General features: G+C 59.3%; 10 protein-coding genes. 4 read left to right on the top strand and 6 right to left on the bottom strand.

What is annotated here, in order from left to right:
• Positions 1–330: 330 nt before the first annotated feature.
• Positions 331–1,338 carry a Rossmann-fold NAD(P)-binding domain-containing protein gene (locus CLU80_RS26920; protein ID WP_099758934.1) on the bottom strand — a complete coding sequence of 336 codons (1,008 nt, stop codon included), beginning with the start codon at positions 1,336–1,338 and terminating at the stop codon, positions 331–333.
• Positions 1,339–1,829: 491 nt separating this feature from the next.
• Between CLU80_RS26920 and CLU80_RS26915 the strand changes: the two genes are divergently transcribed.
• A complete protein-coding gene (locus CLU80_RS26915) occupies positions 1,830–2,192 on the top strand; it encodes a DUF6124 family protein (RefSeq protein WP_093433341.1) in 363 nt (120 codons plus the stop codon).
• 132 nt (positions 2,193–2,324) lie between these two features.
• Here CLU80_RS26915 and CLU80_RS26910 read toward each other — a convergent pair whose 3' ends face one another.
• Both CLU80_RS26910 and CLU80_RS26905 read right to left on the bottom strand, forming a co-directional pair.
• A complete protein-coding gene (locus tag CLU80_RS26910; protein WP_099758933.1) occupies positions 2,325–6,698 on the bottom strand; it encodes a response regulator in 4,374 nt (1,457 codons plus the stop codon).
• Between the two features lie 43 nt (positions 6,699–6,741).
• Positions 6,742–7,899, bottom strand: a complete 1,158-nt coding sequence (locus CLU80_RS26905; protein ID WP_099758932.1) for an HD-GYP domain-containing protein — start codon at positions 7,897–7,899, stop codon at positions 6,742–6,744.
• Positions 7,900–8,116: 217 nt separating this feature from the next.
• On the opposite strand from CLU80_RS26905, the gene CLU80_RS26900 reads away from it, so the two are divergent.
• The 3 genes from CLU80_RS26900 to CLU80_RS26890 all read left to right on the top strand — a co-directional run bounded on the left by CLU80_RS26900 (position 8,117) and on the right by CLU80_RS26890 (position 10,423).
• Complete coding sequence (locus tag CLU80_RS26900; RefSeq protein ID WP_099758931.1) at positions 8,117–8,677, top strand: nucleotidyltransferase family protein; 561 nt, start codon at positions 8,117–8,119, stop codon at positions 8,675–8,677.
• 140 nt (positions 8,678–8,817) lie between these two features.
• The gene (locus CLU80_RS26895; protein ID WP_099758930.1) at positions 8,818–9,819 is read left to right on the top strand and encodes an acyltransferase family protein; all 1,002 of its coding nucleotides are present in this window, start codon (positions 8,818–8,820) and stop codon (positions 9,817–9,819) included.
• Positions 9,820–9,961: 142 nt separating this feature from the next.
• Entirely contained in the window at positions 9,962–10,423 is a 462-nt protein-coding gene (locus tag CLU80_RS26890; RefSeq protein ID WP_093433359.1) for a thiol-disulfide oxidoreductase DCC family protein, read from the top strand.
• On the opposite strand, the gene CLU80_RS26885 is transcribed toward CLU80_RS26890, so the two are convergent.
• From CLU80_RS26885 to mdeB, 3 genes are all read right to left on the bottom strand, one after another.
• Positions 10,407–10,898, bottom strand: a complete 492-nt coding sequence (locus CLU80_RS26885; RefSeq protein ID WP_099758929.1) for a DUF2269 family protein — start codon at positions 10,896–10,898, stop codon at positions 10,407–10,409. The genes CLU80_RS26890 and CLU80_RS26885 overlap by 17 nt on opposite strands.
• A 1-nt stretch (position 10,899) precedes the next feature.
• A complete protein-coding gene (locus CLU80_RS26880; protein WP_099758928.1) occupies positions 10,900–12,027 on the bottom strand; it encodes a saccharopine dehydrogenase family protein in 1,128 nt (375 codons plus the stop codon).
• Positions 12,028–12,202: 175 nt separating this feature from the next.
• The gene (gene mdeB / locus CLU80_RS26875) at positions 12,203–14,866 is read right to left on the bottom strand and encodes an alpha-ketoglutarate dehydrogenase (protein WP_099758927.1); all 2,664 of its coding nucleotides are present in this window, start codon (positions 14,864–14,866) and stop codon (positions 12,203–12,205) included.
• Positions 14,867–14,884: the final 18 nt, after the last annotated feature.

Below are 14,884 nucleotides of genomic sequence, written 5' to 3'. Positions count from 1 at the left end.
CTATCATCCTGATGCTTTTTTGTGGCAGACATTTGGGAGCGATGCAATAGCCTTACTGAGGCTGCATTTCACTGTAATGATCGCCTGATCTTTGATCACGCAGAATGGATGCCCATCAGGACACGAGCCACCGAGTTGCTGGTTTTAATGGAGTCGACGGAAATCCATCCATTCCTGGGTGACGTGCTATTGGACTGTAAAAAGTTGCTCTCGGAATAATTCGGTGAGTCGTTCAGGCGCACCAAAACGGTTTTACGTTTCAACCGTTGAGTGAATGCGCATCACCGTCGACCTGAATGAGCGGCAGGTCGGCGGTGCTGCGCAGAACGGTTACTGCACTCGCAGTTCCAGTAGTTCACCACCCTCTTCACTCAGACGCTGCAGATATGCACCGGCGTCAAGCAACTGATAAGGAAAGTAAAGACCTGCCGGAGTCGGCGGCTGACCATCCAGCCCAAGCAATCGCTCCAGCAGCATGGCGACGCTCAGACCCGTCAACGCTGCAGCGCCTGCCGGGTGAACGAGAGCATGCCGGGTGTGCAACGGGCGCCCTTGATGATCCTCACCCAGCAGTTCGATAAGAATCTCGGTCGACATCGGCCGACCGGCGCGCCGCGATGAACTCACTCCGCTGGCGAGATTGAACTGAACATTCGGCGCATCGGTGGCCGCCGCCAGCCCGGTGACATCGATGGACGAGAAGCCGCTGGCTTGCATCGGCGTGCCGTCCAGCGCTCGGAAGCTGACGTTCTTGTCCGCCCCTTCGCGCCAGAGGTAATCACCCTCGCGCCGAGTCAGGGCGGCGGGCAGCATCTTGTTCAGGTGTTCGAAATCCTTAGCCACGGTCGGCCCGCCGCCATCCTGCTCGTCGACCAACGCATCGATACGAATATCGCGCACCCGGGCAAAGGCCTCGGCAAGGTGCAACACCGCCACAGTCGTCGCGCCTACCATCCACTCATAACCCAACACGATGGGCGCCGCCTCAGGGCGATGGATGTAGCTCGCGATTTGCGGCGCTATCTCGAAAATGCCGGAAGAAATGCTCAGGTGCGGCACCCGTCGCCTCTGCGCGAAACGCAACCCGGCAAGGGAATGATCCATATAGAAAACCGCTACGGCGCTGACCGGGCGATCACCCAGCCCAAGGTCATCGGCAGCAGGGTCAATGACCACGCCCTGCGCCCCGCCCATTTCCTCGGCGGCTTGCTCAGCCTTGGCCAGGTCTCGGCCGCCGATCAGCAACGGGACGCCGGGATAAGCAGCACGCAACGCTTCGGCAGAACGGTGGCCAATGGCGCCGGAACCGCCCAGGAACAAAATCGGGTGAACTGACATGGGTATCCTTCCTCGTCTTTTGGGGTTGTAACCTAGTGTTGGTGCGTGCCCTGTCGTGAGGGTTCCCCGCCACTGCCTGAGCTGGAGAGTGGACCGACGAATGTCATTTTGAACAGCGTGTTGATGAGCCGTGTTTAGGCGTTTTTTATGGTTGTTTAAAAGACACGTCGCGTTACCTGCTTAAGACTACAACGTCTTGCGCCATTGCCTACGACTACGCCAGAATCCGCCGGCTTGTGCGTCTCAAGGGCCACCGGTAACTTTGTTCGCGTCACTGATTCCCAGTGATCGGGTTTAGTAGCCCGTGGTAAATGAAAGTGCACAAGCGTCCATTAGAAGGTATTCACTTACCTGTACTTGATGGCGGCTGTGCGTAGGGCGCCCTCGGGCGCGCCGGCTTTCTTCTTTTCCCCGGTCTACTAACCTGCGTACAGCTGCCACCCCCTGTTTAGTAGCTCGGAGCGGCGGCCACCCAACAGGAAAAAGATGAAATGTTCAAGATCACGCCAAACCCGCCGGAGACAGATCCGGCCTCTCCGTACGAATCACCCGACTCAAAGAAATTCCACGAAGCCGCCGAACGCGCCCTCGACCACTACCTCAAACCGGCCGACCGGATAATGGCCACGCCGTACCGACCCAGCACAATGTTCCAGGCCAACCCGAAAACTGCGACAGAAGAATTACTGGTCAATGCCAGTGAATCGCTAGGCTCTGCTTCGGTGATGTTGGGCAACGTGATCGGAATGGTGGAAGGCCCAGCGCGCAAGACCCTTCAGGGCATTGCGCAAGTGGTAATGCTGGGCGAATTGGCGGTAAATCAAGCGCTGGATAAAGTTGTGCCAGTGGATTGATGAGTAATCCCTTTGTGGCGGCGTTCTGGCTGCTGTCACAAAGGGATCAGGATTGCATTTGGCGTCGGCTCTCGGCCAAAAGCCGTCAGCTGCAATTAAAACTAAACGGCTACGTGTTTACCCAACTCAATTTTACTGAAGGAGCTTCAAGGCGCGATCAAAGTCGAACAGCTCTACCTGCGCCGCGGCAAGTGCCAGACGTTCTGCCAGCGCTCGATCGAGTGGCCTGTTGCGCAGGGCCGCCAGCACGTCCACAGCCGCCGTATCACCTTCGTCCAGAAGAACAATAAGCCGGTTCAGTTGCTCGCTGATTGCCGCGTCGTCCAGCAGGTCACCCTCCGTGGAAGCCAGTGTGTCCGCCTCAAGGTTCGCCAGACTCGCCAGGGTCGGGAGCAAGTAATGCTCGACCTGCATCGCTAGCGCTTGCACGACCTCAGCCGGCTCGTCGTCCTGACAGGCCTGTTCTAACAACGTGCTGGCCTGCGCCACGGCCTTGGCGCCGATGTTGCCGGCGGTGCCGCGCAAGCTGTGCGCCAGTCGTGCGGCAGCAGCAGAATCCGGATCGATTCGTGCGGCCTGGAATTGCTCGGAAAAATCTGTCTGAGTGTCGCGAAACTTGCAGAGCAGACGTAAGTAGAGATCCCGCCGCCCCATGCAGGTGGCGAGTCCCGCCGCCAGGTCAATGCCCTCAAGACGATCTGGCAATCCATCGACCAAACCTGCGTTCAGCGAAGCTTGAGCGGCTCGTGGCTTGATCCATTTTGCCATTGTGGCGAACATGGTTTCGACATTGAGTGGCTTGGAGATATGGTCGTTCATACCGCATTCGAGCGCGCGCTCGCGGTCACCGTCCATGGCGTTGGCGGTCATGGCGATCACTGGCAGAGTGCGGAAGCGCGGTTGCTGACGAATTTTCCGGGTGGCTGTGTAGCCATCCATCACCGGCATCTGGCAATCCATCAGCACGCCATCGAAGTCGTCATCCTCGCCGAGAATATCCAGGGCCTCTTGGCCGTGCGTGGCGAGTCGCAAGCGTATTCCGACACTCTCCAGTAGCTCGCTGGCCAGTTCCTGATTCAGATCGTTGTCTTCGACCAGAAGCAGTCGCGCTCCATTGAGGCTGGCGACGGTGTTGGCATTGTGCAGGGAGCGTTCGCCAGCCCGAGTATCGCTGTGGGTGTCTCTGCCCAGCACGACACCGATGGCTTCAAGTAACGAGGACGGCGTGACAGGTTTGGTCAGTACCACCGGCAACTGGATGCCCTGGCGCTCGGCTTCTTCGCGGGCTTCTTCGCGGCCAAAAGCGGTCACCATGATCACCGATGGCGTGCGCATCAGGCTGGCGGAATGCATTCTGCTCACAGCTTCCATGCCATCCATGCCGGGCATCCGCCAGTCCATCAAGACCAGATCGTAAGGCAGCACCTTGTGCTCGGCGTCGGCCAACATGCGCAGCGCCAGACTACCGCTCTGCGCGACATCCACTTCCAGACCAAAGCTGCGCGCCATGCCCGAAAGGATTTCACGGGCACTGGCGTTGTCATCCACGACAAGCACGCGCATGCCCAACAGCTCGGCAGCCTTGAACATACGACGCGGCGGAACATTTTGCTGTACGCCGAGTTGGACCTGGAAGTGAAACGTGGAGCCGACTCCCGGTTGGCTTTCAACCCAGATACGACCGGCCATCAGCTCCACCAGCTTCTTCGAGATGGACAATCCCAGCCCGGTGCCCCCGTACTTGCGAGTGATCGAACTGTCAGCCTGACTGAACGACTGGAACAGACGTGAACACTGCTCGACGGTCATGCCGATGCCCGTGTCGCGCACCCAGAAATGCAGTTGCACGTGTTCGTTGTGAGAAGCAACTTCTTCAACGCCGACCACGATGTCACCGTGTTCGGTGAACTTGGCCGCGTTGTTGCCGAGGTTGATCAGCACTTGCCCCAGTCGCAGGGGGTCGCCCAGCAGTGCCGTGGGCAGGTCAGGCGGAATCTGAAACAACAACTCCAGACCCTTGTCCTCGGTCTTCAAGCCGATCATGGCAGCGAAGCTGTCGAGCACATCTTCCAGACGGAACGGGATCTGTTCGAGACTCATCCTGCCGGCTTCGATCTTTGAGAAGTCGAGAATGTCGTTGATGATTCCCAGCAGGTTCTCCGCTGATCGGTGGACTTTTTCAATGTAGTTGCGCTGGCGTTTATCCAGTTCGGTACGCAGCGCCAGGTGGCTCATGCCGATGATGGCGTTCATCGGTGTTCGGATCTCATGGCTCATGTTGGCGAGAAACTCGCTCTTGGCCTGCGTGGCCTCCTCGGCCGCAGCCCTTGCCTCTGCCAGTGCGGTTACATCGATGTTGATGCCGGTTGCGCGCAATGGCTTGCCGTCAGGCGTGCGTGAGAAGCGATTCAGCGACCGGAACGTGCGCACCTGCCCATCGTTTTTACGCACAATCCGGAAGTCGAACTCGGCGCGATCATCGCCACTCTGGACGGCACTCTCGAACGTGCTGCTGACCCGCGCCAGATCGTCGGGATGCACCAGTGCCTTCCAGTGCGCCAGCGTACCGCCGAAGCCGCCTGGCTCCAGACCAAACAGGGTTTCGAGTTGGGGGGTCCAATAATTTGTGCCACTGACCAGGTCGACGTCGAACAGCCCGATGTCACCGGACTCCTGCGCCAGATTCAGACGATCACTGGCCGTGCGCAGCCTGGCTTCCATCGCCCTGCGCTCACTGACATCGCGCACCGAGGCGCACACACAGACACCACGCCCCTCCAGACGCGGTAGATGGGAAAGGCCGATTTCCACGGAGAACAAACTGCCGTCTTTGCGTACGCCGCTCAGATCGTCAAGATCGCCGCCCATCTGCCGGGTTCCGCCGCTGGCAATGAAGCCGTCGCGTAACCTGACATGGCGCTCGCGGGCAGCCTGCGGTACCAGACGCTCGATGCTGGCGCCAATCAGCTCGCCGGGGGCGTAGCCAAACAGGGTATCCATTTGCGGGTTGGTCATCAGGATGCGACCGTCGGCGCCCAGCACCAGCATGCCGTCCGGTGCTGCCTCGATGATGCCGCGGTACCAGGCTTCGGTGGCGCGCAATGCGGCCTGCTGGGCCTCCAGCTCGCTGGCCTGGTGCTCCAGTTGCAAAGCCTGCGCGCCCATTTCGTCTGCCTGACGGCGAGTTTCCAAGAGCAGCGCCTGAGCTGCCTCACTGCGTTCCATAATGGCCATGGCGCCGGCCAGCCGGGGCAGGACTTCTTGCAGCAGCAGCGCTTCGTTCTCTTCCAGTTGGCGAAAACCGGCCATTTCCATCACCCCGAGCAGGCGTTCGCCACGCATCACGGGCTGAACCAACAGGACGCTGGCCGGGGCTGCGCCCAATGGCGTGCGTACATGCCAAAACGGTTCCGGTAGATCCTGAAGCTGGCGGGGCTGGCGATCCAGTGCGCACTGGCCAAGCAACCCTTCACCGAGATCAAGTTCAGCGGGTAGCGGGTGAACACTGTCCACCGCATAACCGCCAACCAGGCGCAGGCGTGCCGCGCCTTCATAGAGAACGTAAAGCGCTCCCTGGCACATGCCCAACTGCGGCGCGATGTGGCTGAAAAAAGCCTGGGCCAACTGCTGCGGCGTCTCCGCCTGTTGCAGATCCACTTGCAGGAGCGACGTGTGGTTTTTGATCCAGCGCTGGCGCTCAAGCTGACAAGCTTCCAGCTGCAGCGTGGCGATGGCACGCGCCAGGTCGCCGGTTTCGTTGCGAAGATCGGTGTGCGGGATGTGACCGTCCAGCTTGCCGGACGCCAATTCGTCCACCGCCACGCGGACGCGATTCAACGGCACGCGAATGGAATAACTGACCAGCCAGGTCAACAGCAAGGCCAGCGTCGACCCACCCAGCAGCAAGATGGACGTAATCGCAGTACTTCGCTCTGCGTACTCCGCCAGGTTCTTCGCTGTATCGTGGATGTCGGCTTCCTTGTTTTTCTCGATCTTGTTGAGCAGCCCGTCGCCGCCCTGTTCCAGCGCAAGAAAATCCTTACTGTTGAGCAACATCAAGGCCTGCCCCAAGGAACCCTTGCCGGCCAGCTCCAGCGCCTCATCGCCGTCTTTTTGCAGACGCTTTAATACCATTTCGAATTCCAGCAGGCTGCTGATGCTGCTCTGCCTGCGCAGCGTTGGACGAACCTGCTCCAGCGCTTCGTGGAGTCGCGCCTGGGCGACATCCAGCTGGGCTCTGGCGCTGATACGGATGTCTGCGTTGTTGGTCGCGATTGCACGTTGCATGGCGAGCAACAGATGCGGCAACTGCACCCGAACCTCCTGCACATGCTGGATACCTACCAGATCCTGTTGGTACAACTGCTGCATTTCAGTTCTTAGCGAATACTGCGTGCGCAGGCTTTGCACGCCCAATATCAGGATCAATATCAGCAGCGCAGCGAAGCCGATGATCAATTTACTGCGCAGAGACAGGCGCTCGAGCATCTCGAACAGTCTGTTCATAAACGGCCTCTTTCAGCTGGATGTGCAGAGTAATGCGCGGGGTTCAGGGACGATCGGCAATCTGCTCAAGCAGTGCTAACTGCCTGGCCGTGTCCTGGTCGCTGTCGGCAAATCGCTCGGCAATTGCGCGGAACTGCTCGGCATTGGCGAGAAACGCGTCACAGATGTCCGGATCAAAATGCGAGCCCCGGCCTTCGTGGATGATTTTCACCGCCTGCTCGTGAGGCATGCCGGGTTTGTACACGCGGCGGCTGATCAGCGCATCGTAGACATCTGCCACGGCCATTAACCTGGCGCTGATCGGGATATCGTCGGCGGCCACGCCTTGCGGATAGCCACTGCCATCCCACTTTTCCTGATGGCCGTAGGCGATTTCCTTGGCCAAATGAAGGAAATCGACGTTTATGCCTAATTGATCCTCCGCGTGCTGGATGGCGTCACGCCCCAATGTGGTGTGGGTCTTCATGATCTCGAATTCTTCAGCGGTGAGCCGTCCCGGTTTGAGCAGGATGCGATCGGGAATGCCAATCTTGCCGATATCGTGCAGCGGTGCCGATTTGAAGAGCAGCTTGATGCTGTCCTCGTCGAGAAAGTGCCGGAAGCGCGGGTGGTTGCGCAACAGTTCAGCCAGGCGCTTGATGTAGTGCTGGGTACGGCGAATATGGTTGCCGGTTTCGTTGTCACGGGTTTCGGCCAGCGAAGCCATGGCGTGGATGGTGACATCCTGGATGGCGATCACCTCCTGGGTGCGGCGCTGCACTTCCCGCTCCAGAAACTCATTCTGATTGCGCAGGAAATCGGCAACGGACTTGAGCTTGATTTGGGTCTCGACCCTGGCCATGAGCACCGGGGGGATGATCGGCTTGGTGATGTAATCCGCAGCCCCGAGGCTCAAGCCGCGAATCTCGTCCTCCGTGGCGGTCATGGAGGTGAGGAAAATGATCGGTATATGGCGAATGCGAACGTCGAGCTTGAGCTGCTCGGCAACGTCATAACCGGACAGGCCCGGCATCATGATATCCAGCAGAATCAGATCGGGAAGCGGGTCGGCCTGAAGAAGGCGTAGGGCCTTTTCGCCGCTGTTGGCGGCCTTGACCCGATATTTGTCCTTCAGCAACTCGGCGATCAACATCAGGTTGTCGGGGGTATCGTCGACCACCAGAACGGTCGCTGATGGATAAACGCCCTGAGTGCTATCCATGGTTGTTGGCTCCCTTGCCAGACAATTAAGGAGTTGGCGCACTTGCACCAGTCTCATGCTGGCAAGCGTAGCTATAAAAGCTGCAATCGCTAGGTGGAGATCTGTAGGCTGGATCGTAGAGGCACCAGGTCGAATATCTGCTACTGGCCGGAAGCAGACAATAGTCAATGTCCACGCTGGCTCCCAAGCAGTGACTGGATGTAATAGGGAACACGCGATGAAGCACGTAGCACAACTAAAGGCCCTGCTTACTCACGACCCTGCAAGGATGAAAATCCTGCGAATGGCTCGCGATCTGAACTTGCCCGACTGCTGGATTGCCGCCGGCTTCGTGCGCAGTCTGGTATGGGATCACCTGCATCAACGCAAGCCTTCAGCGCTGCCAGATGATATCGATGTCATCTGGTTCGACCCGGCACGTGCCAATACAGAAACGGATTCGGCTTTAGTCAGAAAGCTGTCGAGCCGGTGTAGTGAAGTGAACTGGTCTGTAAAAAATCAGGCGCGAATGCACCTGCGCAATGCCGATCCCCCTTATCAATCGACGACCGATGCAATGACCTGCTGGCCCGAGACTGCCACGGCCGTCGCTGTCAGGCTTGACCATCACAGTGAAGTGGAAGTTTCAGCACCGCTGGGGCTGGAAGACCTGTTCTCAGGAGTGGTGCGGCCGACCGATCGATTCAAATCCGAAAAATACCCCCTGTTCCTGGACCGCATTAGATCCAAAGCGTGGCGTGAGATTTGGCCTGAGCTGATATTCGTCACGCAACGATAAGGTCAATGGCGACTGGCCTAGCCTCCCGAGGTGATCGGCCGCTGAAATCCTTTAACCCTGAACGCAGAGAAAAACCTGTTATCCACCCATAAACCATCGTAATTTACCCGCCATAACTACAAGGTCGTTTGGGGATACACGTGGGAGCCTATCGTCTGTTGTTGGCCGTGCTGGTCGCTGTTTCGCATATGGGCAAGATGTTCATGGGGTTCAACCCGGGCGTGGTGGCGGTGATTTCTTTCCTGCTCATCAGTGGTTTTGTGATGACCTCACTGATCGAGCGCAACTACCAGGCGCCCGAGAAAGTTGGCCGGTTCTACCTGGACCGCGCCCTGCGCCTTTACCCGCAATTCCTGTTCTACTTCATCCTCTCTTGTGCGGTGATCTATTTCCTCCTGCCTGGCACGCCGCAATGGGCCGAATTGACCTTCAGAAACATCGCAGCCAGCCTGGCGATCGTGCCGTTGGGTTTCTATATGTTCGGCGCGAGCGGATCGTGGATTTTGCCTCCGGCCTGGTCGCTCGGGCTTGAGATGTGCTTTTATCTGGTGATCCCGTTCCTGCTCATCTACCGAGCACGGGGCGTGGCTTTCGCCTTGTCCGTTGCGGTCTTCATCCCCGCGTGCCTGGGTTTCGTCAACACCGACTACTACGGCTACCGCTTGTTGCCCGGCGTGCTGTTTATATTCCTGTGCGGCAGTTACCTCTACAAACCGCAGGCCAAGGGATTAATAATCGCCGCAGGCACCGCTGTGGCAGCGGCATTGATCTTTGCAGCGATCATGATGGGCTGGATCGAACGTCGGCCGTCCAACGCCGAAGTGGCCGCCGGCATTGCCCTGGGCATCCCTGCCGTGTACGGGCTGACAACACTCAAATTTCACCGGATTGACGAGTTTCTCGGGAACATCAGCTATGGCGTATTCCTCAATCACTTCCTGGTGATTTACTTCCTGCACGGCCTCTGGCCGATCACCTCATTCGATTGGTCCAAGGTTGCAACGGTGTTGGTGCTGTCGTTCTTGCTCAGTGGTGTTTCGTATTACTGCGTCGAGCGGCCAGCGTTGAAGTATCGGCATAAACTTCGGGCCGGCTCCAAGGATCGAGTGGGGGCCGTTCGGGCAAGTGAGGCAACGGCTTGACGGCGACATTCAACAGGCGAGGGATCACGCTGCTGAACGTGGTCTGTCTCTCACATTCATGTGCCTAAGCGAGCGCGGTCATTCGCGAACCACTGCTGGCGGCGCTATGATCGCAACACCCGACGTCTTGAACACAAAACCCATGCCCACGCCAAAAACCCGCCCTACCCCCGCCCCGTTCCTCAACCCCGGCGAATCCGTGGTCCTGTTCGATGGCGTGTGCAAACTCTGCAACGGCTGGGCGCGTTTTTTGATTCGCCATGATCATCAACGTCGCGTGCGTCTGGCAGCGGTGCAGTCGCCGGAGGGACAAGCCTTGCTCGCGTGGGCCGGCCTGCCAGTCGATCAATTCGACACCATGGCGGTAATCCGTGACCGTCACTATTGGGAACGTTCAGACGCGTTCTTCGAAGTCATCAGCCAACTACCCGCCCGCTGGCAGCCATTGCGGCTGCTACGTGTATTCCCGCGCGGCCTGCGCGACTGGGCCTACGACCGCATCGCGCTGAACCGCTACCGACTGTTCGGCAAGTACGACACCTGCCTGCTGCCAACCCCGGATCATCAACAGCGCTTTCTGAAAATAACTACGCCAGAAAGCTAATCAACTGCACCGGCGTCATCTTCGTCACCATCATCAGCACGATGACAAACATCCCGGCAAACCCGAGCACGCCCATCCAGAACCACTTCCGGTAAACGGCTTGATACTGCTCATCAAGCCCCGTCCCCGCCTCGCTCGCACTCGACGCCATCACATACAGGCGCTTCTGCAGGAGCAACACCGGCAGCCACAGCGAGCCGACGCAGAAGAAGACGATCAGCGAGGTCAGCACCCACTCGGTGCTCATCGACAACCCCGAAAGCCGCATCAGCAGATAACCGGTGATGATCTGCACAAACCCGGCCGGCGTGGTGATCCAGGTGTCGAAGCGCACCACCATGCGCGCGACGTGCGCGATCACGTACGGATTGCCGGTGCGGCTGGCGGCGATCAGGTAGAGGTAGGAGCCCATGCCTAAACCGAACAGGAAGATCGCGGCGATGATGTGCAGGTACTTGAGGCACAGGTAGAGCATGTCAGCGCTGCCCGTCCGAGAAATGCACGGCCAGGCTCAGGTTGGCCGGGTCGTTGATCGCGGCCATGTACTCGGCGACGCTGATTTCGCCCACGCACGGTCTGGCACCGGCGGTTGGCACGTAACCCTGGGCCATTTTCGTGGCCAGGGCCACGGCGGCGCAGCTGGGGATCTCTGGGCCTTTGTCGTTCAAAGCGGTGAGTTGCGCGGTCATCGACAGCGGTTTGCCATCAACACCAAGGCCCTGCACGTCGATGTACATCGCACTTTTGCCATCGCCGAATCGCTCGAAATGCATACCCAGGCGATGCAGCCTGCCGGCCCACAAGGCATGGTCGCGCACCAGCCCGACTTTCAGCGCCTGCGCCAGCAAGCCGTTGGCGATACCGCCGAGCTTGAGACCGGCGCCGGCCTTGAAGCTCAGGGTTTGCGCACCATAACGACCGGCGAAGATGTCCATGTCCGGGACATCGACGTTGGCCAGCAATCGCGTGCCCATCTGCGGCATCTTGCGCAGGGTCAGGTCCAGCCAGCCCGACACTTCATGGACTTTGCCGTTCTTGAGTTGCTTGATCGGTTTGCCGGCGTAAGCGAGTACGCCTTCGATGGTCGACAGCCCGGGCATTTTTGCCGAGGAAGAAATGCCATGCTCGATCGAGTCAATGCGCGAAAAGCGCTGGCGCTGCTCATCAATGATCGCGGAAGACAGCGTCGGCACCGAACTGCAACCACTGAGGATCGCCACGCCCGCTTGTTTCGCCCGCGCGTCGAGCACGTCGATGCCGTTGACGAAGGTGCGGCAGTCCGCGAGGTCGCAGTAGTTCACGCCGGCATCGATGCAACGCTGCGCAATAGCATAGGCTTGCCCCTGAAACGGCCCGCCGGTATGGACGACCAACTGAATGTTCAGCGCACGCAAAGCGGCTTCGAACTCCGTCCCCATGGCATCGCCGCACCAGCCTTCGCAGACGTTTCCCGAATGCCTGTTGAGCTCATCGAGCTTGCGCTGCAACTTGCGCGGATCACGGCCCGACAGCACCAGCCCGATATCCGGCATCAGCGCCAGATGTCTGCACACGATGCTGCCGAAATTTCCGTAGCCCCCGACCACCATCACCCTGAACGGCATGCAATTCTTCCCTAAGTCATTTCATCAAACAGGCCGGAAGGATATAGGGCCGAACGTCAGCAGGCCATTCAGATCAGTTGTTCGCCAGCCGACGCGATCCATTTGCGCAGCAGACAGCCAAAGTGTGCCGTCGCGATTGTTAGTTGATGAAAGACGCAACACACGACCTGAAAGCTCAGCGGTTCCAGGGGGCTTCGGCGTCGGCGTCGATGCCGTATTTCGCCCGAGCCTCGGCATGTGCCTGCGGATCGACTGAAGCCAGCGCCGCCAAAACGATGTGATAGCGATCCACTTCAAAGAAGCTGCGCAACGCCGAACGTGTGTCGCTGCGTCCAAATCCGTCGGTGCCCAGGCAGATGCACGGCGCCTGTAAATACGGCACCACCAATTGTGCATAGGCACGCACGTAATCACTGGCCGCCACGACTGGAGCGTTACCGGGCAGACAATGCAGCAGGTGACTCTGGCACTCGACATCGCCGCCGAACACTTGCTGACGCTGCACCTCGCGGGCATCCCGGGCGAGTTCGGAGAAGCTGGTCACGCTCCACACTTCGCTGCTGACTTGCCACTCTTGATCCAGCATATGTGCGGCGGCAATCACCTCGCGCAGAATCGCTCCCGAACCCAGTAAACGAACCGCCGATACCCCCTCGCCATAGCGCGCATAGAGGCGCATGCCGCGAATCACGTCCGCGTGTTCGTCTGGTTCAAGTGAGGCCTGAACGTAGTTCTCGTTGGTTACCGTCAGGTAATAGAACTCATCCTCTTGCTGCTCCAGCATGCGCCGGGCGCCATGGTCGATGATCACCGCCGCCTCGCTGGCAAATGCCGGGTCGTAGGCGCGGCAGTTGGGCACAGTGGCTGCGATCAATTGACTGGAGCCGTCCTGATGCTGCAGTCCTTCACCGGCCAGCGTTGTGCGCCCCGATGTGGCGCCGATCAAAAAGCCTCTGGCGCGCTGGTCGGCCGCTGCCCAGATCAGGTCGCCAATGCGCTGAAAGCCGAACATCGAGTAGTAAATGTAGAACGGCAACATCGGCTCGCCATTGACGCTGTAGGACGTCGCCGCAGCGATCCAGGAAGAAATCGCGCCGGCTTCGGTGATGCCTTCTTCGAGCAGTTGCCCGTCGGTCGATTCCTTGTAATAGAGCAGCGCGCCGGCATCTTCTGGCTCGTACAACTGGCCGACGGATGAATAAATCCCGATCTGCCGGAACAGATTCGCCATGCCGAATGTACGCGCTTCATCGGCGACTATCGGCACAATGCGCGGCCCCAATTGTTTGTCCCTGATCAGATGGGTAAACAGTCGCACCACCGCCATGGTCGTCGAGTTTTCACGCTCATCGGCCTTCAGCGCAAAACGGCCATAGCTGTCGAGCGGTGGCACGGCTATTGGTGCAGCCACACCGTTGCGCTTGGGCAAGTAACCACCGAGTGCCCGTCGCTGCTGATGCAGGTATCGCAACTCGGGGCTGTCGTCAGCCGGTTTGTAGAAGCGCATTTCTGCCACGGCCTCATCATCCAGCGGCAAGGCGAAACGATCACGGAATGCCTTGAGCACCTCGATATCGAGTTTTTTCTGCTGGTGCGAGGTGTTGCGCGACTCGCCGATCTGGCCCATGCCGAAACCTTTCTTGGTTTTGGCGAGCACCACGGTCGGCCTGCCCTTGTGCTTGCGCGCGGCCTCGAACGCGGCATGCAACTTACGAAAGTCGTGACCGCCCCGGCGCAACGCGTCGATCTGCTCCGGGCTCATGTCTGCAACCAACGCCTGCAACTGCGGATCCTGGTCGAAGAAATGGCTGCGGTTATACGCACCGTCATTGGCCCCCAGATTCTGGTACTCGCCATCCACCATCCCGGCGAAGTGGCGCAACAGTGCATGGCCGTCATCGCGGGCAAACAATGGGTCCCAGTCCGAACCCCACAGCACCTTGATCACATTCCAGCCGGCGCCGCTGAACAGTGACTCCAGTTCCTGAACGATTTGCCCGTTGCCGCGTACGGGGCCGTCGAGACGCTGCAGATTGCAGTTGATCACGAAGGTGACGTTGTCGAGATTCTCCCGCGCTGCCAGCGAAAGCGCCGCGATGGACTCCGGCTCGTCCATCTCGCCATCACCAAAGACGCCCCAGACATGCCGCCCCTCCGTCGAGGCAATCCCACGGTGCTGCAAATACCGCAGGAACCGCGCCTGGTAAATCGCATTGATCGGGCCAATACCCATTGAGCCCGTGGGAAACTGCCAGAAGTCGGGCATCAGCCAGGGATGCGGATAGGAACACAATCCGCCGCCCTTCACTTCTTGCCGGTAACGCTCCAGTTGCGACGCCTGCAAACGCCCTTCAAGAAAGGCCCGCGCGTACACGCCGGGGGCAGAGTGCGCCTGGAAGTAAACCAGATCACCGCGCCCGGCTTCGCTGTCCGCACGGAAAAAGTGATTGAAGCCGACCTCGAAAATTTCCGCCGCCGAGGCGTAACTGGCGATGTGACCACCCAATTCGCCATAGGCCTTGTTCGCCTTCGCCACCATGGCCAGGGCGTTCCAGCGAATGATCGAGGTGATGCGCTCCTCCATCACCAGATCCCCGGGATAAACCGGCTGCTGTTCGAGCGCGATGGTGTTCTGGTACAGCGAATACGCACTCGCCGTCGTTTGTACGCCGAGACGGCTGGCCTGCTCGGCCAGTCGCAGCAGCAAGAACCGCACGCGCGGTCTGCCGCCGACTTTCGCGACACCTGCCAGGGCTTCCAGCCACTCGTTGGTTTCAATGGCATCGATGTCTTCGTGAACCGGCGTTCCGTGGGTCGGTCGTTGCGCGGTATCTTTCATGGCTGCACACCCTGACAG

The organism is Pseudomonas sp. 29, from assembly GCF_002754355.1.
Lineage (GTDB): Bacteria > Pseudomonadota > Gammaproteobacteria > Pseudomonadales > Pseudomonadaceae > Aquipseudomonas > Aquipseudomonas neuropathica.
This window is presented reverse-complemented; position numbering and strand designations above follow the sequence as displayed.

Excerpts from the sequence above, each read along its gene's own strand:
- CLU80_RS26885 (WP_099758929.1), bottom strand. The coding sequence starts at position 10,898 with ATGCTCTACCTGTGCCTCAAGTACCTGCACATCATCGCCGCGATCTTC.
- CLU80_RS26900 (WP_099758931.1), top strand. The coding sequence starts at position 8,117 with ATGAAGCACGTAGCACAACTAAAGGCCCTGCTTACTCACGACCCTGCA.
- CLU80_RS26890 (WP_093433359.1), top strand. The coding sequence starts at position 9,962 with ATGCCCACGCCAAAAACCCGCCCTACCCCCGCCCCGTTCCTCAACCCC.
- mdeB (WP_099758927.1), bottom strand. The coding sequence starts at position 14,866 with ATGAAAGATACCGCGCAACGACCGACCCACGGAACGCCGGTTCACGAA.
- CLU80_RS26910 (WP_099758933.1), bottom strand. The coding sequence starts at position 6,698 with ATGAACAGACTGTTCGAGATGCTCGAGCGCCTGTCTCTGCGCAGTAAA.
- CLU80_RS26915 (WP_093433341.1), top strand. The coding sequence starts at position 1,830 with ATGTTCAAGATCACGCCAAACCCGCCGGAGACAGATCCGGCCTCTCCG.
- CLU80_RS26920 (WP_099758934.1), bottom strand. The coding sequence starts at position 1,338 with ATGTCAGTTCACCCGATTTTGTTCCTGGGCGGTTCCGGCGCCATTGGC.
- CLU80_RS26880 (WP_099758928.1), bottom strand. The coding sequence starts at position 12,027 with ATGCCGTTCAGGGTGATGGTGGTCGGGGGCTACGGAAATTTCGGCAGC.
- CLU80_RS26905 (WP_099758932.1), bottom strand. The coding sequence starts at position 7,899 with ATGGATAGCACTCAGGGCGTTTATCCATCAGCGACCGTTCTGGTGGTC.